Source organism: Noviherbaspirillum agri (genome assembly GCF_054780595.1).
On record NZ_BAAGWA010000012.1, the window covers coordinates 77,314 to 90,932 of the forward strand.

10 protein-coding genes are annotated in these 13,619 nt (G+C 59.3%); 6 read left to right on the forward strand and 4 right to left on the reverse strand.

What is annotated here, in order from left to right; genetic code table 11:
- Nucleotides 1-79: 79 nt before the first annotated feature.
- Nucleotides 80-1,678, forward strand: a complete 1,599-nt coding sequence (locus tag ACYVIA_RS17785) for an ABC-F family ATPase (RefSeq protein ID WP_460843154.1) — start codon at nucleotides 80-82, stop codon at nucleotides 1,676-1,678.
- Nucleotides 1,679-1,782: 104 nt separating this feature from the next.
- On the opposite strand, the gene ACYVIA_RS17790 is transcribed toward ACYVIA_RS17785, so the two are convergent.
- Complete coding sequence (locus tag ACYVIA_RS17790) at nucleotides 1,783-2,193, reverse strand: hypothetical protein (protein WP_460843156.1); 411 nt, start codon at nucleotides 2,191-2,193, stop codon at nucleotides 1,783-1,785.
- Here ACYVIA_RS17790 and ACYVIA_RS17795 point away from each other — a divergent pair.
- From ACYVIA_RS17795 to nadC, 3 genes are all read left to right on the forward strand, one after another.
- On the forward strand, nucleotides 2,176-2,508 hold the full coding sequence (locus tag ACYVIA_RS17795; RefSeq protein ID WP_460843158.1) for a hypothetical protein: 333 nt from the start codon (nucleotides 2,176-2,178) through the stop codon (nucleotides 2,506-2,508). The genes ACYVIA_RS17790 and ACYVIA_RS17795 overlap by 18 nt on opposite strands.
- 184 nt (nucleotides 2,509-2,692) lie before the next feature.
- Nucleotides 2,693-3,832: a quinolinate synthase NadA gene (gene nadA / locus ACYVIA_RS17800; protein ID WP_460843160.1), complete on the forward strand. Its 1,140-nt coding sequence runs from the start codon at nucleotides 2,693-2,695 to the stop codon at nucleotides 3,830-3,832.
- Nucleotides 3,829-4,695, forward strand: coding sequence for a carboxylating nicotinate-nucleotide diphosphorylase (nadC, locus tag ACYVIA_RS17805; RefSeq protein WP_460843161.1), 867 nt, complete (start codon nucleotides 3,829-3,831; stop codon nucleotides 4,693-4,695). Before nadA ends, nadC begins: the two co-directional genes overlap by 4 nt.
- A gap of 75 nt (nucleotides 4,696-4,770) precedes the next feature.
- Here nadC and nadB read toward each other — a convergent pair whose 3' ends face one another.
- Nucleotides 4,771-6,372 carry an L-aspartate oxidase gene (nadB, locus tag ACYVIA_RS17810; RefSeq protein WP_460843163.1) on the reverse strand — a complete coding sequence of 534 codons (1,602 nt, stop codon included), beginning with the start codon at nucleotides 6,370-6,372 and terminating at the stop codon, nucleotides 4,771-4,773.
- 110 nt (nucleotides 6,373-6,482) lie between these two features.
- Here nadB and ACYVIA_RS17815 point away from each other — a divergent pair, with 110 nt between their 5' ends.
- The gene (locus ACYVIA_RS17815) at nucleotides 6,483-8,909 is read left to right on the forward strand and encodes a penicillin acylase family protein (RefSeq protein WP_460843165.1); all 2,427 of its coding nucleotides are present in this window, start codon (nucleotides 6,483-6,485) and stop codon (nucleotides 8,907-8,909) included.
- 23 nt (nucleotides 8,910-8,932) lie between these two features.
- On the opposite strand, the gene purT is transcribed toward ACYVIA_RS17815, so the two are convergent.
- Both purT and ACYVIA_RS17825 read right to left on the reverse strand, forming a co-directional pair.
- Entirely contained in the window at nucleotides 8,933-10,144 is a 1,212-nt protein-coding gene (purT, locus tag ACYVIA_RS17820; protein ID WP_460843167.1) for a formate-dependent phosphoribosylglycinamide formyltransferase, read from the reverse strand.
- A 184-nt stretch (nucleotides 10,145-10,328) separates the two neighbouring features.
- Nucleotides 10,329-11,993 (reverse strand): MFS transporter, encoded by a 1,665-nt coding sequence (locus tag ACYVIA_RS17825; protein WP_460843170.1) that lies wholly within the window; start codon nucleotides 11,991-11,993, stop codon nucleotides 10,329-10,331.
- A gap of 343 nt (nucleotides 11,994-12,336) precedes the next feature.
- On the opposite strand from ACYVIA_RS17825, the gene ACYVIA_RS17830 reads away from it, so the two are divergent.
- The gene (locus ACYVIA_RS17830) at nucleotides 12,337-13,515 is read left to right on the forward strand and encodes an acetyl-CoA C-acyltransferase (RefSeq protein WP_460843172.1); all 1,179 of its coding nucleotides are present in this window, start codon (nucleotides 12,337-12,339) and stop codon (nucleotides 13,513-13,515) included.
- Nucleotides 13,516-13,619: the final 104 nt, after the last annotated feature.

Genomic DNA, 13,619 nt, shown 5'->3' on the forward strand with positions numbered 1-13,619 from the left:
CGCACATAATGCAGGCCCCGGTTGCGTGGAATGATAAAATGGCGGGTTTTCGCAATCATCCCGCAAGAGGTTTTACCCAGTGCTTTCCACCGCAAACATCACGATGCAGTTCGGCCCCAAGCCGCTGTTTGAAAATATCTCCGTCAAATTCGGCGACGGCAACCGTTACGGCCTGATCGGCGCGAACGGCTGCGGCAAGTCGACTTTCATGAAGATTCTCGGCGGCGATCTCGAGCCGAGCTCCGGCACGGTGATGCTCGATCCGAACGAGCGCCTTGGCAAACTGCGCCAGGACCAGTTCGCCTTTGAGGATAAACGCGTACTTGATGTGGTCATGATGGGGCATACCGAGATGTGGGCGGCGATGACCGAGCGCGATGCGATTTACGCCAACCCGGACGCCACGGACGATGACTACATGCGCGCAGCGGATCTCGAGGCGAAGTTCGCCGAGTACGACGGCTACACCGCCGAAGCGCGTGCCGGCGAACTGCTGCTCGGCGTCGGTGTTCCGCTGGAACAACACAACGGCCCGATGAGCAATGTCGCGCCCGGCTGGAAGCTGCGCGTGCTGCTGGCGCAGGCACTGTTCTCCAATCCGGACATCCTGCTGCTGGACGAGCCGACCAACAACCTTGACATCAATACCATCCGCTGGCTGGAAGATGTGCTCAACGCGCGCAACTCCACGATGATCATCATCTCGCACGACCGCCACTTCCTGAACCAGGTGTGCACGCACATGGCGGACATTGACTACGGCACGCTGAAGATCTATCCGGGCAACTACGACGACTACATGCTGGCATCATCGCAGGCGCGCGCGCAGCAGATGGCGTCGAATGCGAAGGCCAAGGAGCGCGTGGCGGAACTGCAGGAATTCGTGCGCCGTTTTTCGGCCAACAAGTCCAAGGCACGCCAGGCAACTTCCCGCTTGAAGCAGATCGACAAGATCAAGGTCGAGGACATCAAGCCGTCCAGCCGCCAGGAACCGTTCATCCGCTTCGAAGGCGAGAAGAAGCTGCATCGTTTGGCCGTCGAGACACAGAACCTGACGAAGTCCTATGACCGCACGATTTTCAAGAACTTCAACATCATGGTTGAAGCGGGCGAGAAGATCGCGATCATCGGTGCCAACGGCGCCGGTAAGACCACGCTGCTACGCTGCATTGGTGGTGAAGTTTGCGACATGCAGCCTGACGGAGGCATCGCGAAATGGGCGGAGAACGCGAACGTCGGCTACATGCCGCAGGATCCGACGGAGGAGTTTGCTGCCGACAAGAGCCTGACAGACTGGATGGGCCAGTGGACCAAGGAAGGTGACGACGACCAGGCTATACGCTCTATCCTCGGACGCTTGCTGTTTTCCGGGGACGATGTGAAGAAATCGGTCAAGGTACTATCTGGCGGGGAAAAGGGCCGGATGATGTACGGCAAGCTGATGCTGGGACGCCACAATGTCCTGCTGATGGACGAGCCAACCAACCACATGGACATGGAGTCGATCGAGTCGCTCAACATCGCGCTCGACAAGTACAAGGGCACGCTGATCTTTGTGTCGCATGACCGCGAATTCGTCTCGTCATTGGCGACGCGCATCCTGGAAGTGAAGGATGGAGAGGTCATCGACTTCCACGGTGGCTACGAGGAATACCTCGCAAGTCAAGGCATCGAGTAACAAATGAATACGGCCAAGGAACTCCTTGGCCGTTTTTCTGACTGGATCTGGATGAATTGGTGTCGCGTTGCGCTGAAGACTGAAGTGGTGGCAGGGTCGAGCCCTTATGCGTTCAGCAGTTCATCCAGTCGACCACGAAGACTTTGTGCCATCTCCTTGCCCTTCGACTTGAGCACTGCTTCGAGGTAAGGCTCGCGCAACTCGCGCAGCTCATCAATCGAAGAAGCTTTTTCGACTTTCAGCTGCAGACCATAACCACGCAAGCCGATCGTGCTCTTGATCGTTTCCGTGTAGAAGTGATAGAGCGCCTGGAATTGATTCGCCTGTGCTGCGGTCGGTCCTGCAGCGACGGGAGTTGGTTCCGGTACAGGTGCAGGTGCCTCGGCAGGCGTCTCGATGGCCGCAACCTGATGGATGAATCCGTTGACTATGAGCTCATTGAGGCTTTCGGGGGTAAAGCCGAGCCCGCCGATTTTCTGCATGAGTTCGTCAACACTTTGCTTGCCGTCGATCATGACAAGCAGCGTGCGCATCTTGGGGGCGAGTTGAAATTTGCGTGTTGCGATTTCTTCCCGGCCCTTGTCAGTTTTGTCAAAAATAATTGTTGCCATGGTTGTCTTTCCTCCAGCGAAAATGCAATGACATTTTCGTATCGTGAATCAGGAGCTTCGCAACTTATTGAGGTGCTCCGGGACGAAGCCGTCGATCCTCAAGCCGCCGTTTTATATGTTTTGTCGAAGCTGACCGCTTTTTTATTGATTGTAGTCAACATTAGTATGCAGCCGATTCTTGCGCGCGTAAACAACTATGGTGGATTGCAAAACAGATAAACCACGTTGCCTGCCGGATGATGAGAGATGATTTCACAAAGGCTAAAGATTCAGCATTTTTGTAGCGCTTCGCGTGAGTTTCGCTTGAAAATGCGACTGCGACCCTCAGTTGCCCGATATCGGGCATACTTCACGTTTTGCCGTTTCGCGCCAGATGTCGCGCCAAACTTACCGCTCCAATACCATGCAGATTCAACCTATCAAAACCGTCGAATTTGAACGCCCGCAAATGGACGTGGGCACGAGTTGCACCGCAAATGCCTGGGCACGCGTGCCGGTCGCACTTGCTCCTGCCGAAAAGGCTGCGCTCAAGGATCGCATCAAGCGCCTGCTGAAGGAAAAAGAGGCGGTGCTGGTAGCACATTATTATGTGGATGCCGACCTGCAAGACCTGGCTGAGGAAACCGGCGGCTGCGTCTCCGATTCGCTCGAGATGGCGCGTTTCGGTCGCGATCATCCGGCCAAGACGCTTGTAGTCGCGGGCGTGAAGTTCATGGGCGAAACCGCAAAGATCCTCAGCCCGGACAAAACGATCCTGATGCCGGATCTCGATGCGACCTGTTCGCTCGATCTTGGCTGCCCGGCGGACGAATTTGCAGCCTTTTGCGATGCCCATCCGGACCGCACCGTCGTGGTGTATGCGAATACCAGCGCAGCGGTCAAGGCACGTGCTGACTGGATGGTGACGTCGTCGATCGGCCTGCAGATCGTTGAGCACCTGCATGCGCAGGGCAAGAAAATCCTGTGGGCCCCGGACAAGCACCTCGGCAGCTATATCCAGAAGAAGACCGGTGCCGACATGCTCCTGTGGCAGGGTTCCTGCATCGTGCACGATGAATTCAAAGGCCTCGAGCTGGAACTCCTGAAGAAGGAACACCCGAAGGCGAAGATTCTGGTGCATCCGGAGTCGCCGGAATCGGTTGTCGCGCAAGCAGATGTGGTGGGCTCCACTTCGCAACTGATCGCGGCGGCGCAGACGCTCGATGCGGAAGAATTCATCGTCGCCACCGACAACGGCATCCTGCACAAAATGCGCATGGCAGCACCGGGCAAGCGCTTCATCGATGCGCCGACCGCAGGCAACAGCGCCACCTGCAAGAGCTGTGCACATTGCCCTTGGATGGCAATGAACGGCTTGCAGAACCTCGCCGATGTCCTGGAGTCGGGCAAGAACGAAATCCATGTCGATCCGGAGATCGGACGCAAGGCCTATGTCTGCATCGACCGCATGCTGGCTTTCGCCGCGCAGCATAAAGCCAGCGTTCGCCCCGGCAGCGACCTGGCAAAAGAACAGAAACTGTTTGCAGGGATTGGGCCCGCATGAGCACATTGAATAATCCGTTTGCGCCGTTCGATTCGGCGTTGGTTGCCGCATTTGAAGCGAATATCCAGGCCGCACTGGCGGAAGACGTCGGCACCGGTGATGTGACCGGCAAACTGGTGCCGGAAAATGAATGGGTGAAAGCCCGTGTCATCGTGCGCGAGGCAGCCGTCCTGTGCGGTGCGCCGTGGTTCGAGGGTGTGATGAAGCAGCTCGACGCACGCATCCGCATCGAATGGTGCTATGCCGAAGGTGCGATGATGGAAGCGGACACCGAGGTCTGTGCCATCCAGGCTCCCGCACGCGCACTGCTGACTGCCGAGCGCACCGCGCTGAATTTCCTGCAGCTGCTGTCCGGTGTGGCGACGGCCACTCGTCAGTATGTCGATGTCATCCAAGGAACGCGCGCAGCGATTCTCGATACCCGCAAGACCCTGCCGGGATTGCGGCTTGCGCAGAAGTATGCAGTGCGCGTGGGCGGCGGCAAGAACCAGCGGATGGCGCTGTATGACGGCATCCTGATCAAGGAAAACCATATTGCGGCGGCGGGCGGCGTTACTGCAGCGATGCGCGCAGCACAGGCACTCAATGCTGGCGTGTCGATTCAGATCGAAGTGGAAAACCTGGCCGAGCTGGAGGAGGCACTGGCTGCAGGTGCAAGCTCCGTGTTGCTCGATAATTTTTCGCTGGACATGATGCGTGACGCGGTGAAGCTCACAAACGGCCGGGCGCTGCTGGAAGCGTCCGGTGGCGTGAACATGTCGTCGGTACGGGCCATCGCAGAGACCGGCGTGGACCGCATCTCGATCGGCAGCCTGACGAAGGACGTGCGGGCAACCGATTACTCGCTGCGAATTGTTGAGTAAGCGTTGCTGAGAACTCCCCGTAACCGGCCTTTGAGGCCGGTTTTTTTATGTGCGCCCGGTTTCCGCGCGCACAAGTTAACGGCGTTCCGGCGAGAGTACGGTGGGCAATGCCTTGGGCAATGTTTGCGGGTAGTCCTGGCTGTAATGCAATCCCCGGCTTTCACGGCGTGACAGTGCGCTGTCGACGATCATGGACGCGACATCAACCAGGTTACGCAGCTCCAGCAGGTCGCGCGTGATACGGAAATGCGAGTAGTACTCGTAGATCTCTTCGCGCAACAGTCTGATGCGGTGTTGCGCGCGCTCGAGGCGCTTGGTGGTGCGCACGATGCCGACGTAGTTCCACATGAAGCGGCGCAGCTCATCCCAGTTGTGCGCAATGACGACTTCTTCATCGGCGTCGGTAACACGGCTCTCGTCCCAGGCGGGCAGGGCGATGGTCTTCGGCTTGGGCTGCTGCTCGATATCTTTTGCCGCTGCGCGGCCGACAACCAGGCATTCCAGCAGTGAATTGCTCGCAAGGCGATTGGCGCCGTGCAGGCCGGTGTAAGCCGTTTCTCCTACCGCATACAGGCCGGGCAGGTCGGTGCGGCCGACCATGTCGGTCACCACGCCGCCACAGGTGAAGTGCACCGCAGGCACCACCGGAATCGGTTGTTTGGTGATATCGATGCCCAGCTCCAGGCAGCGTGCGTAGATCGTCGGGAAATGCTCTTTCAGGAACTCCGGCGGCTGATGGCTGATGTCGAGATCGACGTAATCGAGGCCGCGCTTTTTCATTTCGAAGTCGATTGCGCGCGCGACGATGTCGCGTGGTGCAAGCTCGGCGCGTTCGTCGTGCCACGGCATGAAGCGCTGTCCGGCTGCGGTGCCGGCTTCGGCCGGCAGCTTCAGCACGCCGCCTTCACCGCGCACGGCCTCGCTGATGAGGAAGGATTTTGCGTAGGGATGGTACAGGCAGGTCGGATGGAACTGGATGAACTCCATGTTGGCCACGCGGCACCCTGCGCGCCACGCCATCGCGATCCCGTCACCGGTCGCGGTATCCGGATTGGTGGTGTACAGGTACACCTTGCCGGCGCCGCCGGTCGCAAGCACCGTTTGATCGGCGGCGAGCGTCATCACCTTGCCGGTGTTGACATCCTGGACATACAAGCCGACGCAATAGGGTTGTCCTTCGCCCGTTCCCAGCTTGTCTGACTTGATGACGTCGATGGCGAAATGGTCTTCGAGAACCGTAATGTTCGGATGGGAGCGCGCCTTTTGTTCCAGCGTGACCTGCACAGCGTGCCCGGTCGCATCCGCAGCGTGGATGATGCGTCGCTGGCTGTGTCCGCCTTCGCGCGTGAGGTGGAAGCCCAGCTCCGCGGACGGGTCGCGCGTGAAGGGAACTCCCTGCGCGATCAGCCACTCGATTGCTTCACGACCATGTTCAATGATGTAACGCGTAGCCCCTTCGTCGCACAGGCCGGCGCCGGCGACGAGGGTGTCTGCGATATGCTGCTCATGGCTGTCGTGCGAGTCGAGTACTGCCGCGATGCCGCCTTGTGCCCAGTTGCTGGCGCCGTCGAGCAAGCTGCGTTTGGAGACGATCACTACTTTGCGGGTCTGCGCAAGATGCAGGGCGACCGACAAGCCGGCCAGCCCGCTTCCGACGATGGCGACATCGAATTTCATAAGATAGTTGGGAGTTCGCTGCGAGGAATGCGACATCTTACCATTTGGAAATCGTCTGTACGAAGCCTGTGATACGCTCTCACGCGGCCGTGGAGTGAGACATTAACAATATGACTGGATTATTTAAAAAAGTTGCGGCGACACTCGCCGTATTGCTGCTGGCGATCACAGCCACCGTCATTTGGTATCGCGGGGCAAGCCAGCCGCAAATCGACGGCACCCTTCGTCTGGCTGGTATCTCCGCACCGGTAGACATCGTGCGCGATGCCGAAGGCGTGCCGCATATCTACGCGAAGTCGGCCAACGATGCCTATTTCGCGCTCGGTTTTGTCCATGCGCAAGACCGCTTGTGGCAACTCGAACTCAACCGCCGTATCCCCGCCGGTACGCTGGCAGAGATCCTCGGACCGGCGGCAGTGGATACCGATCGCTTCCTGCGCACCCTCGGCGTGCGTCGCAATGCAGAGAAAATCCTGGCGCGCCTTTCAATCGAGACCCGGACGTCGCTGGAAGCGTATGCGCGTGGCGTAAATGCCTATCTCGCGCACCGTAAAGGGCCTTTGCCGCCGGAATTCATCCTGACCGGCGCACCGGCACCGGCACCTTGGGAGCCGGTTGACTCCGTGGGCTGGCAAACCATGATGGCATGGGATCTCGGTGCGAACTGGACCCAGGAACTGCTGCGCATGCGCATGTCGCAACGCCTGTCGCTCGCGCAGATCAATGAATTCCTCGCGCCGTATCCAAGAGACCCGGTGCTAGCGACACAGGACTACACCAAGTTGTACCGCGAACTGGCCGGCACGACCGAACAGCTCGCTGCGGTGGCGGCAATCGCGCCTTCATCCTATGTCGACGGAATGGGGTCGAACGAATGGGTAGTCAGTGGCGCATTGTCGGAAACCGGCAAACCGCTGCTGGCGAACGATCCGCACCTCGGCTTGTACGTACCTGCGTTGTGGTACTTCGCGCATCTCTCCGCACCCGGCCTGAATGTGATCGGGGCATCGTTGCCAGGCATTCCGGCCATTGTGCTCGGCCGTAACGACCGCATTGCGTGGGGCTTCACGAACACGGCACCGGACGTGCAGGATCTGTACATCGAGCGGATCAATCCGGAAAACAGCGCCCAATACCAGACGCCTGACGGCTGGGCGAATTTCCAGATACGCGAGGAAACGATCAAGGTGAAAGGGCAGGACGATGTGACTCTGCAGGTGCGGGAAACGCGGCACGGTCCCGTGATCAGCGGCGCGCTGCCCATCCTTGAGAAGGCGGCACTGGATGCGACGAAACACGTCATTGCCTTCGCATGGACCGCATTGCAGCCCGACGATACCACCTTGCAGGCAGGCATGAAGCTCAACCGCGCCCAGAACTGGCCGCAGTTCCTCGATGCGGCAAAAGAGTTCCATGCGCCGCAGCAGAGCATTGCGTATGCGGATGTCGACGGCAATATCGGCCTGATTGCGCCGGCGCGCGTGCCGGTTCGCTCGGCAGAGAACGACCTCAAGGGACTCGCGCCGGCGCCCGGGTGGGATGCGCGCTATGACTGGACTGGTTTCATTCCCTTCGACGAGCTGCCGCGTGTTTACAACCCGGCGTCGCACCGGCTGATGACGGCCAACCACAAGTTCGTCGGCGCGGATTATCCGCATTTCCTTACCAGCGAATGGACGCTGCCGTATCGTGCCAACCGCATCGACGCGCTGCTCGATGCGCGTGACAAACACAGCATGGAGAGTTTTGCCGCGATCCAGAAGGACCATGTTTCGCTCGCGGCACAGGAAGCCCTGCCGTTATTACGCGACGCCGTGCCGCAGTCGGAACGTGCGAAAAAGGCGATCGCGATGCTGGCGGCATGGAATGGTTCGATGGACGCCGACCGCCCGGAGCCGCTTGTCTTTACGGCCTGGATGCGGGCCGCCTCGCGGGCAATCTTTCAGGATGAACTCGGCGAAGCCTTGATGAAGGATTACTGGGAGCAGCGCAACGTCCATCGCTCGACAGTGAATGTCTTGCAGAACAAGGACGGGCAGGGCAGATGGTGTGCCGACGCAGGGAACGCAGGCAAGGTGCAGACCTGTGCCGAGCTGCTGTCGTCGTCATTGGAGACGGCCCTCGATGACCTCGTTGATCGCTACGGTTCGGACATGGATGCATGGCGCTGGGGTGAAGCGCACATGGCGCACTCGGAGCACCGCCCGTTCGCGCGGAAGGAGGCCTTGGCATGGATGTTTGATATTGCGGTTCCGACGCCGGGCGATACCTTTACCGTGAATGTCGGTCGCCATAACCTGCGCGACGAAAAGGCGCCTTTTGCCAACCGGCATGCGGCGAGCCTGCGTGCAATTTACGATTTGTCGGACCTGGAGAACTCGCGCTTCATGCATTCGACCGGGCAATCAGGCAATGTCCTGTCGCCGCTGTATCGCAACTTGAATGAACGCTGGGCGAGGGTCGAATACATCCCGATGAAAACCCACCGAGAAGAGGTGGAGAAGGGCCGCCTCGGCGTCCTGACACTTCAACCCTGACGTCGCAAGCGAGCCTCGCGGGCTTATTCCGGCAACACCGGCTTGACCTTCGACGCCGCTTCCTTGGCACGGCAACGTGCAGTCTCTACATCGTCGGCGGTCGCCAGCGCCACGCCCATGCGGCGGCGCGCAAACGCTTCCGGTTTGCCGAACAGCCGGATATCTGCACCGGGCACGGCAAGCGCATCGGCGACACCATCGAAAGCGATTGCCCTGGCCTCATGCTGGCCGTAGATCACTGCCGAAGCGGCCGGCGCCTTCACTGCGACGTTGACCGGCAAACCGAGGATTGCCTTCGCATGAATCTCGAATTCGCTCTGCCACTGGCTGGCCATGGTCACCATGCCGGTATCGTGCGGGCGCGGGCTCACCTCAGAGAACCACACCATGTCGTCCTTGACGAAGAGTTCGACGCCGAAGATACCGAGGCCGCCGAGGTTGTCAGTGATTTTCTTCGCGATGTCGCGCGCCCTGACGAGGGCCGCTTCCGGCATCGGATGCGGCTGCCAGGATTCCACGTAATCCCCCTTGACCTGCACATGGCCGATCGGCTCGCAAAAATGGGTGATGACATCACCTTTGCCATTGCTTGCACGGACGGTCAGTTGCGTGATTTCGTAATCGAAATCGATAAAGCCTTCGACAATCACCCGCCCTGCATCGACCCTGCTGCCCGATGCCGCGTAGTTCCAGGCGGCCTCCACCTCATCCGGCGCATCCACCTTTGACTGGCCCTTGCCGGAGGAGGACATGACAGGCTTCACCACACAGGGGAAGCCGACGGCGTCACATGCGGCCTTAAGTGCGTCCAGACTGTCTGCGAAGCGGTACGGTGAGGTCGGCAGGCCGAGTTCCTCCGCCGCCAGGCGGCGAATGCCCTCACGATTCATGGTGAGCCAGGCTGCGCGCGCGGTGGGGATCACGGTCGCCTTGCCGGCTTTTTCCAGTTCGACCAGCGTCGGCGTCGCGATCGCCTCGATCTCGGGTACGACAAGGTCGGGCTGTTCTTGCTCGATTAGTGCCGCGAGCGCTGCGCCGTCCGTCATGTCGATCACTTGCGCGCGATGCGCGACCTGGTGTCCGGGAGCGTTGGGGTAGCGGTCCACCGCAATCACCTCGACACCCAGACGCTGCAGGGAAATGATGACTTCCTTTCCGAGTTCGCCGGAACCCAGCAGCATGACTTTGACGGCGGTGGAGGACAGCGGAGTGCCGAGGCGGGGCGGTGTCTTCATGGAGAGTAAGGTGGGAGTTCAGCAAAGGTTTCAGCAGGAGGGCGTTCGGGCCCCAGATTCAAGCCGCCATGTTAGCAGAGCGCTCCATTGTGCCAAATCCGGGTCTGCATAAAAAAAGCCGCCAGGAGTACTGGCGGCTTTGAAACCAGGAACATCCGAAGATGCGCCTGGGACGATTAGACGTTTAATCTCCAGCGTAGATGTCCTTGTCCTTGGTTTCCTTCACGAACAGCACGCCGATGACGAAAGTCATCAGGGCAATGATGATCGGATACCAGAGGCCGTAGTAGATGTCGCCCTTGTAAGCAACCAACGCGAACGACGTCGTCGGGAGCAGGCCGCCGAACCAGCCGTTACCGATGTGATACGGCAGCGACATGGAGGTGTAGCGGATGCGGGTCGGGAACATTTCTACCAGCATTGCAGCGATCGGGCCGTACACCATGGTCACATAAATAACCAGAATGACGAGGAGCAACAGAACCATGCCCTTGTTCATCTGGGCCGGATCAGCCTTGGCCGGATAGCCTGCAGCCTTGATGGCGTCAGACAGTTCCTTCGCGAAAGCTTTTTCCTTCGCAGCAGCCTCTTCCTTCGACAGGCCGGCGGCGTTGTACGAGGTGATTTCCGTGTCGCCGACCTTGACGGTGGCAACCGTACCCGGTGCTGCCTCGGCGTTGGAGTAGTTCACCGAAGCGGCAGCCAGTTTCGCCTTCACGATATCGCAAGAAGAGGTGAACTTCTTGGTGCCGGTCGGGTTGAACTGGAATTGGCAGTCGGCCGGATCAGCAGTCACCACCACCGGAGCGTTCTTCAGAGCGGCTTCCAGCTGCGGATTCGCATAGTGGGTCATTGCCGAGAAAATCGGGAAGTAGGTAAGCGCAGCGATCAGGCAGCCACCCATGATGATCGGCTTGCGGCCGATCTTGTCGGACAGCGCACCGAACACGATGAAGAACGGCGTACCGATAACCAGCGAAGCAGCGATCAGCAGGTTAGCCGTTGCGCCGTCGACCTTCAGTGTCTGCGTCAGGAAGAACAGGGCGTAGAACTGACCCGTGTACCAGACGACAGCTTGGCCGGCAGTCAGGCCAACCAGTGCCAGGATGACGATCTTCAGGTTCTTCCACTGGCCGAAGGACTCGGAAATCGGCGCCTTGGAGGTCTTGCCCTCAGCCTTCATCTTGGCGAATGCCGGGGATTCGTTCATGGACAGGCGGATCCACACTGAAATTGCCAGCAGGAACACGGAGACCAGGAACGGGACACGCCAGCCCCAATCCGCAAAGGCCTCTTCGCCGACTGCGGTACGGGTACCGAGAATCACCATCAGCGACAAGAACAGACCCAGCGTTGCAGTGGTCTGGATCCAGGCGGTGTAGGCGCCGCGCTTGCCATGAGGTGCGTGTTCTGCAACGTATGTCGCCGCGCCACCATACTCGCCGCCCAGCGCCAGACCTTGCAGAATACGCAGCGAGATCAGGATGATCGGTGCCGCGATACCAATGGAGGCATAGTTAGGCAACAGACCCACGATAAACGTGGAGATACCCATGATAAGGATCGTCACCAGGAAGGTGTACTTACGACCGATCATGTCGCCGAGACGGCCGAATACCAGCGCACCGAACGGGCGGACAAGGAAGCCTGCCGCAAACGCCAAGAGTGCGAAAATGAACGCGGTATTGGGATCGGTACCGGCGAAGAACTGCTTCGCAATAATTGCTGCCAGTGAGCCGTATAGATAAAAGTCGTACCACTCGAACACGGTTCCGAGCGAGGAAGCGAAAATGACTTTCCGCTCCTCTGCTGTCATGCCGCGGTCAGCAGTTGTCTGAACTGTCGCCATGCTATGTCTCCTTAATAAATTTTTAATTAATGTGCAAATATTCTTTGCCCATTGCTACGCAGCGTGCCACGCAAACCTTACGCGATGCTTGCTTCAAACTTACAGAAACCTTACGACGTGGACACGGATTAAAGGAGGTAAACGGATGCGGATTTCCGCCCTTTTTCACTCGTAAAAGGAGCCTTTGAACGCAGCCGTTTTGATGATTCTCGGCAGCTTCATATTTTTGCGAACGATCGTGCTAAAAATGTGATATTCTCATTTCGCACTTTTTTGATCTGCCCATACAACACTTGTCCGGACACCGATCCGGACATTCACCAATTCACTCAAGGAGCCTCAAATGACTGACGCCGTCATCGTATCCACCGCCCGCACCGGCCTGGCCAAATCCTGGAAGGGGGCGTTCAACATGACCCACGGCGCGACGCTGGGCGGCCATGTTCTCAAGGCGGCCATCGAGCGCGCGAAGATCGATGCGGGCGAGGTGGAGGACGTTCTCATGGGCTGTGCCAATCCGGAAGGCGCAACCGGCAGCAACATCGCGCGCCAGATCGCTCTGCGCGCCGGCTGCCCGGTGACGGTTCCCGGCATGACGATCAACCGTTTCTGCTCCTCCGGCCTGCAGACCATTGCCACGGCGGCGCAACGCGTGATCGCCGGCGAAGGCGACATCTTCGCGGCCGGCGGGGTCGAATCCATCTCCTGCGTGCAGCAGGAAATGAACATGCACATGATCATGGACACCTGGCTCAAGCAGAACAAGCCGGAAATCTACTGGCCGATGCTGCAAACGGCAGAAAACGTCGCCAAGCGCTATAACATCAGCAAGGAGCGCCAGGACGAGTATGGCGTGCAGAGCCAGCAACGCGCAGCCGCTGCGCAGGCCGCCGGCAAGTTCAACGACGAGATCGTGCCGATGACCACCATCATGGGTGTCGCCGACAAGGAAAGCGGCATGCTGGTTACGCGCGAAGTCACGATTTCCGCCGACGAAGGCATCCGCGCCGACACGACGCTCGAAGGCGTATCGAAAATCCGCACCGCGATCCCCGGCGGTGTCATTACGGCAGGCAACGCTAGCCAGTATTCCGACGGTGCGGCCTGCACCATCGTCATGAACAGCAAGGTGGCAGAGCAGAAGGGCCTGCAGCCGCTCGGCATTTTCCGCGGCTTTGCTGTCGCCGGCTGCGAGCCGGACGAAATGGGCATCGGCCCCGTCTTTGCGATTCCGAAACTGCTGAAGAAGACCGGCGTGAAGATGGAAGACATCGGCCTGTGGGAGTTGAACGAGGCATTCGCCGTGCAGGTGCTGTATTGCGCCGACAAGCTCGGCATTCCGATGGACCGCCTGAACGTCAACGGTGGTGCAATCGCCGTCGGCCATCCCTATGGCGTCTCCGGTGCCCGCCTGACCGGCCATGCGCTGATCGAAGGCAAGCGCCGCGGCGCAAAGTATGTCGTCGTGACGATGTGCATCGGCGGCGGACAAGGCGCCGCCGGCCTGTTCGAAGTCGTATAACCGACAACTCTGCATGGGCGCTACGGCGCCCATGTTTGCATTGGGTGTCCGTTGAACGAATGGCACCCGCATCCCGACAATGCTCGTATGCGCGCGCCATGATC

Excerpts from the sequence above, each read along its gene's own strand:
- ACYVIA_RS17830 (WP_460843172.1), top strand. The coding sequence starts at position 12,337 with ATGACTGACGCCGTCATCGTATCCACCGCCCGCACCGGCCTGGCCAAA.
- nadB (WP_460843163.1), bottom strand. The coding sequence starts at position 6,372 with ATGAAATTCGATGTCGCCATCGTCGGAAGCGGGCTGGCCGGCTTGTCG.
- ACYVIA_RS17825 (WP_460843170.1), bottom strand. The coding sequence starts at position 11,993 with ATGGCGACAGTTCAGACAACTGCTGACCGCGGCATGACAGCAGAGGAG.
- nadC (WP_460843161.1), top strand. The coding sequence starts at position 3,829 with ATGAGCACATTGAATAATCCGTTTGCGCCGTTCGATTCGGCGTTGGTT.
- purT (WP_460843167.1), bottom strand. The coding sequence starts at position 10,144 with ATGAAGACACCGCCCCGCCTCGGCACTCCGCTGTCCTCCACCGCCGTC.
- ACYVIA_RS17815 (WP_460843165.1), top strand. The coding sequence starts at position 6,483 with ATGACTGGATTATTTAAAAAAGTTGCGGCGACACTCGCCGTATTGCTG.
- nadA (WP_460843160.1), top strand. The coding sequence starts at position 2,693 with ATGCAGATTCAACCTATCAAAACCGTCGAATTTGAACGCCCGCAAATG.
- ACYVIA_RS17790 (WP_460843156.1), bottom strand. The coding sequence starts at position 2,193 with ATGATCGACGGCAAGCAAAGTGTTGACGAACTCATGCAGAAAATCGGC.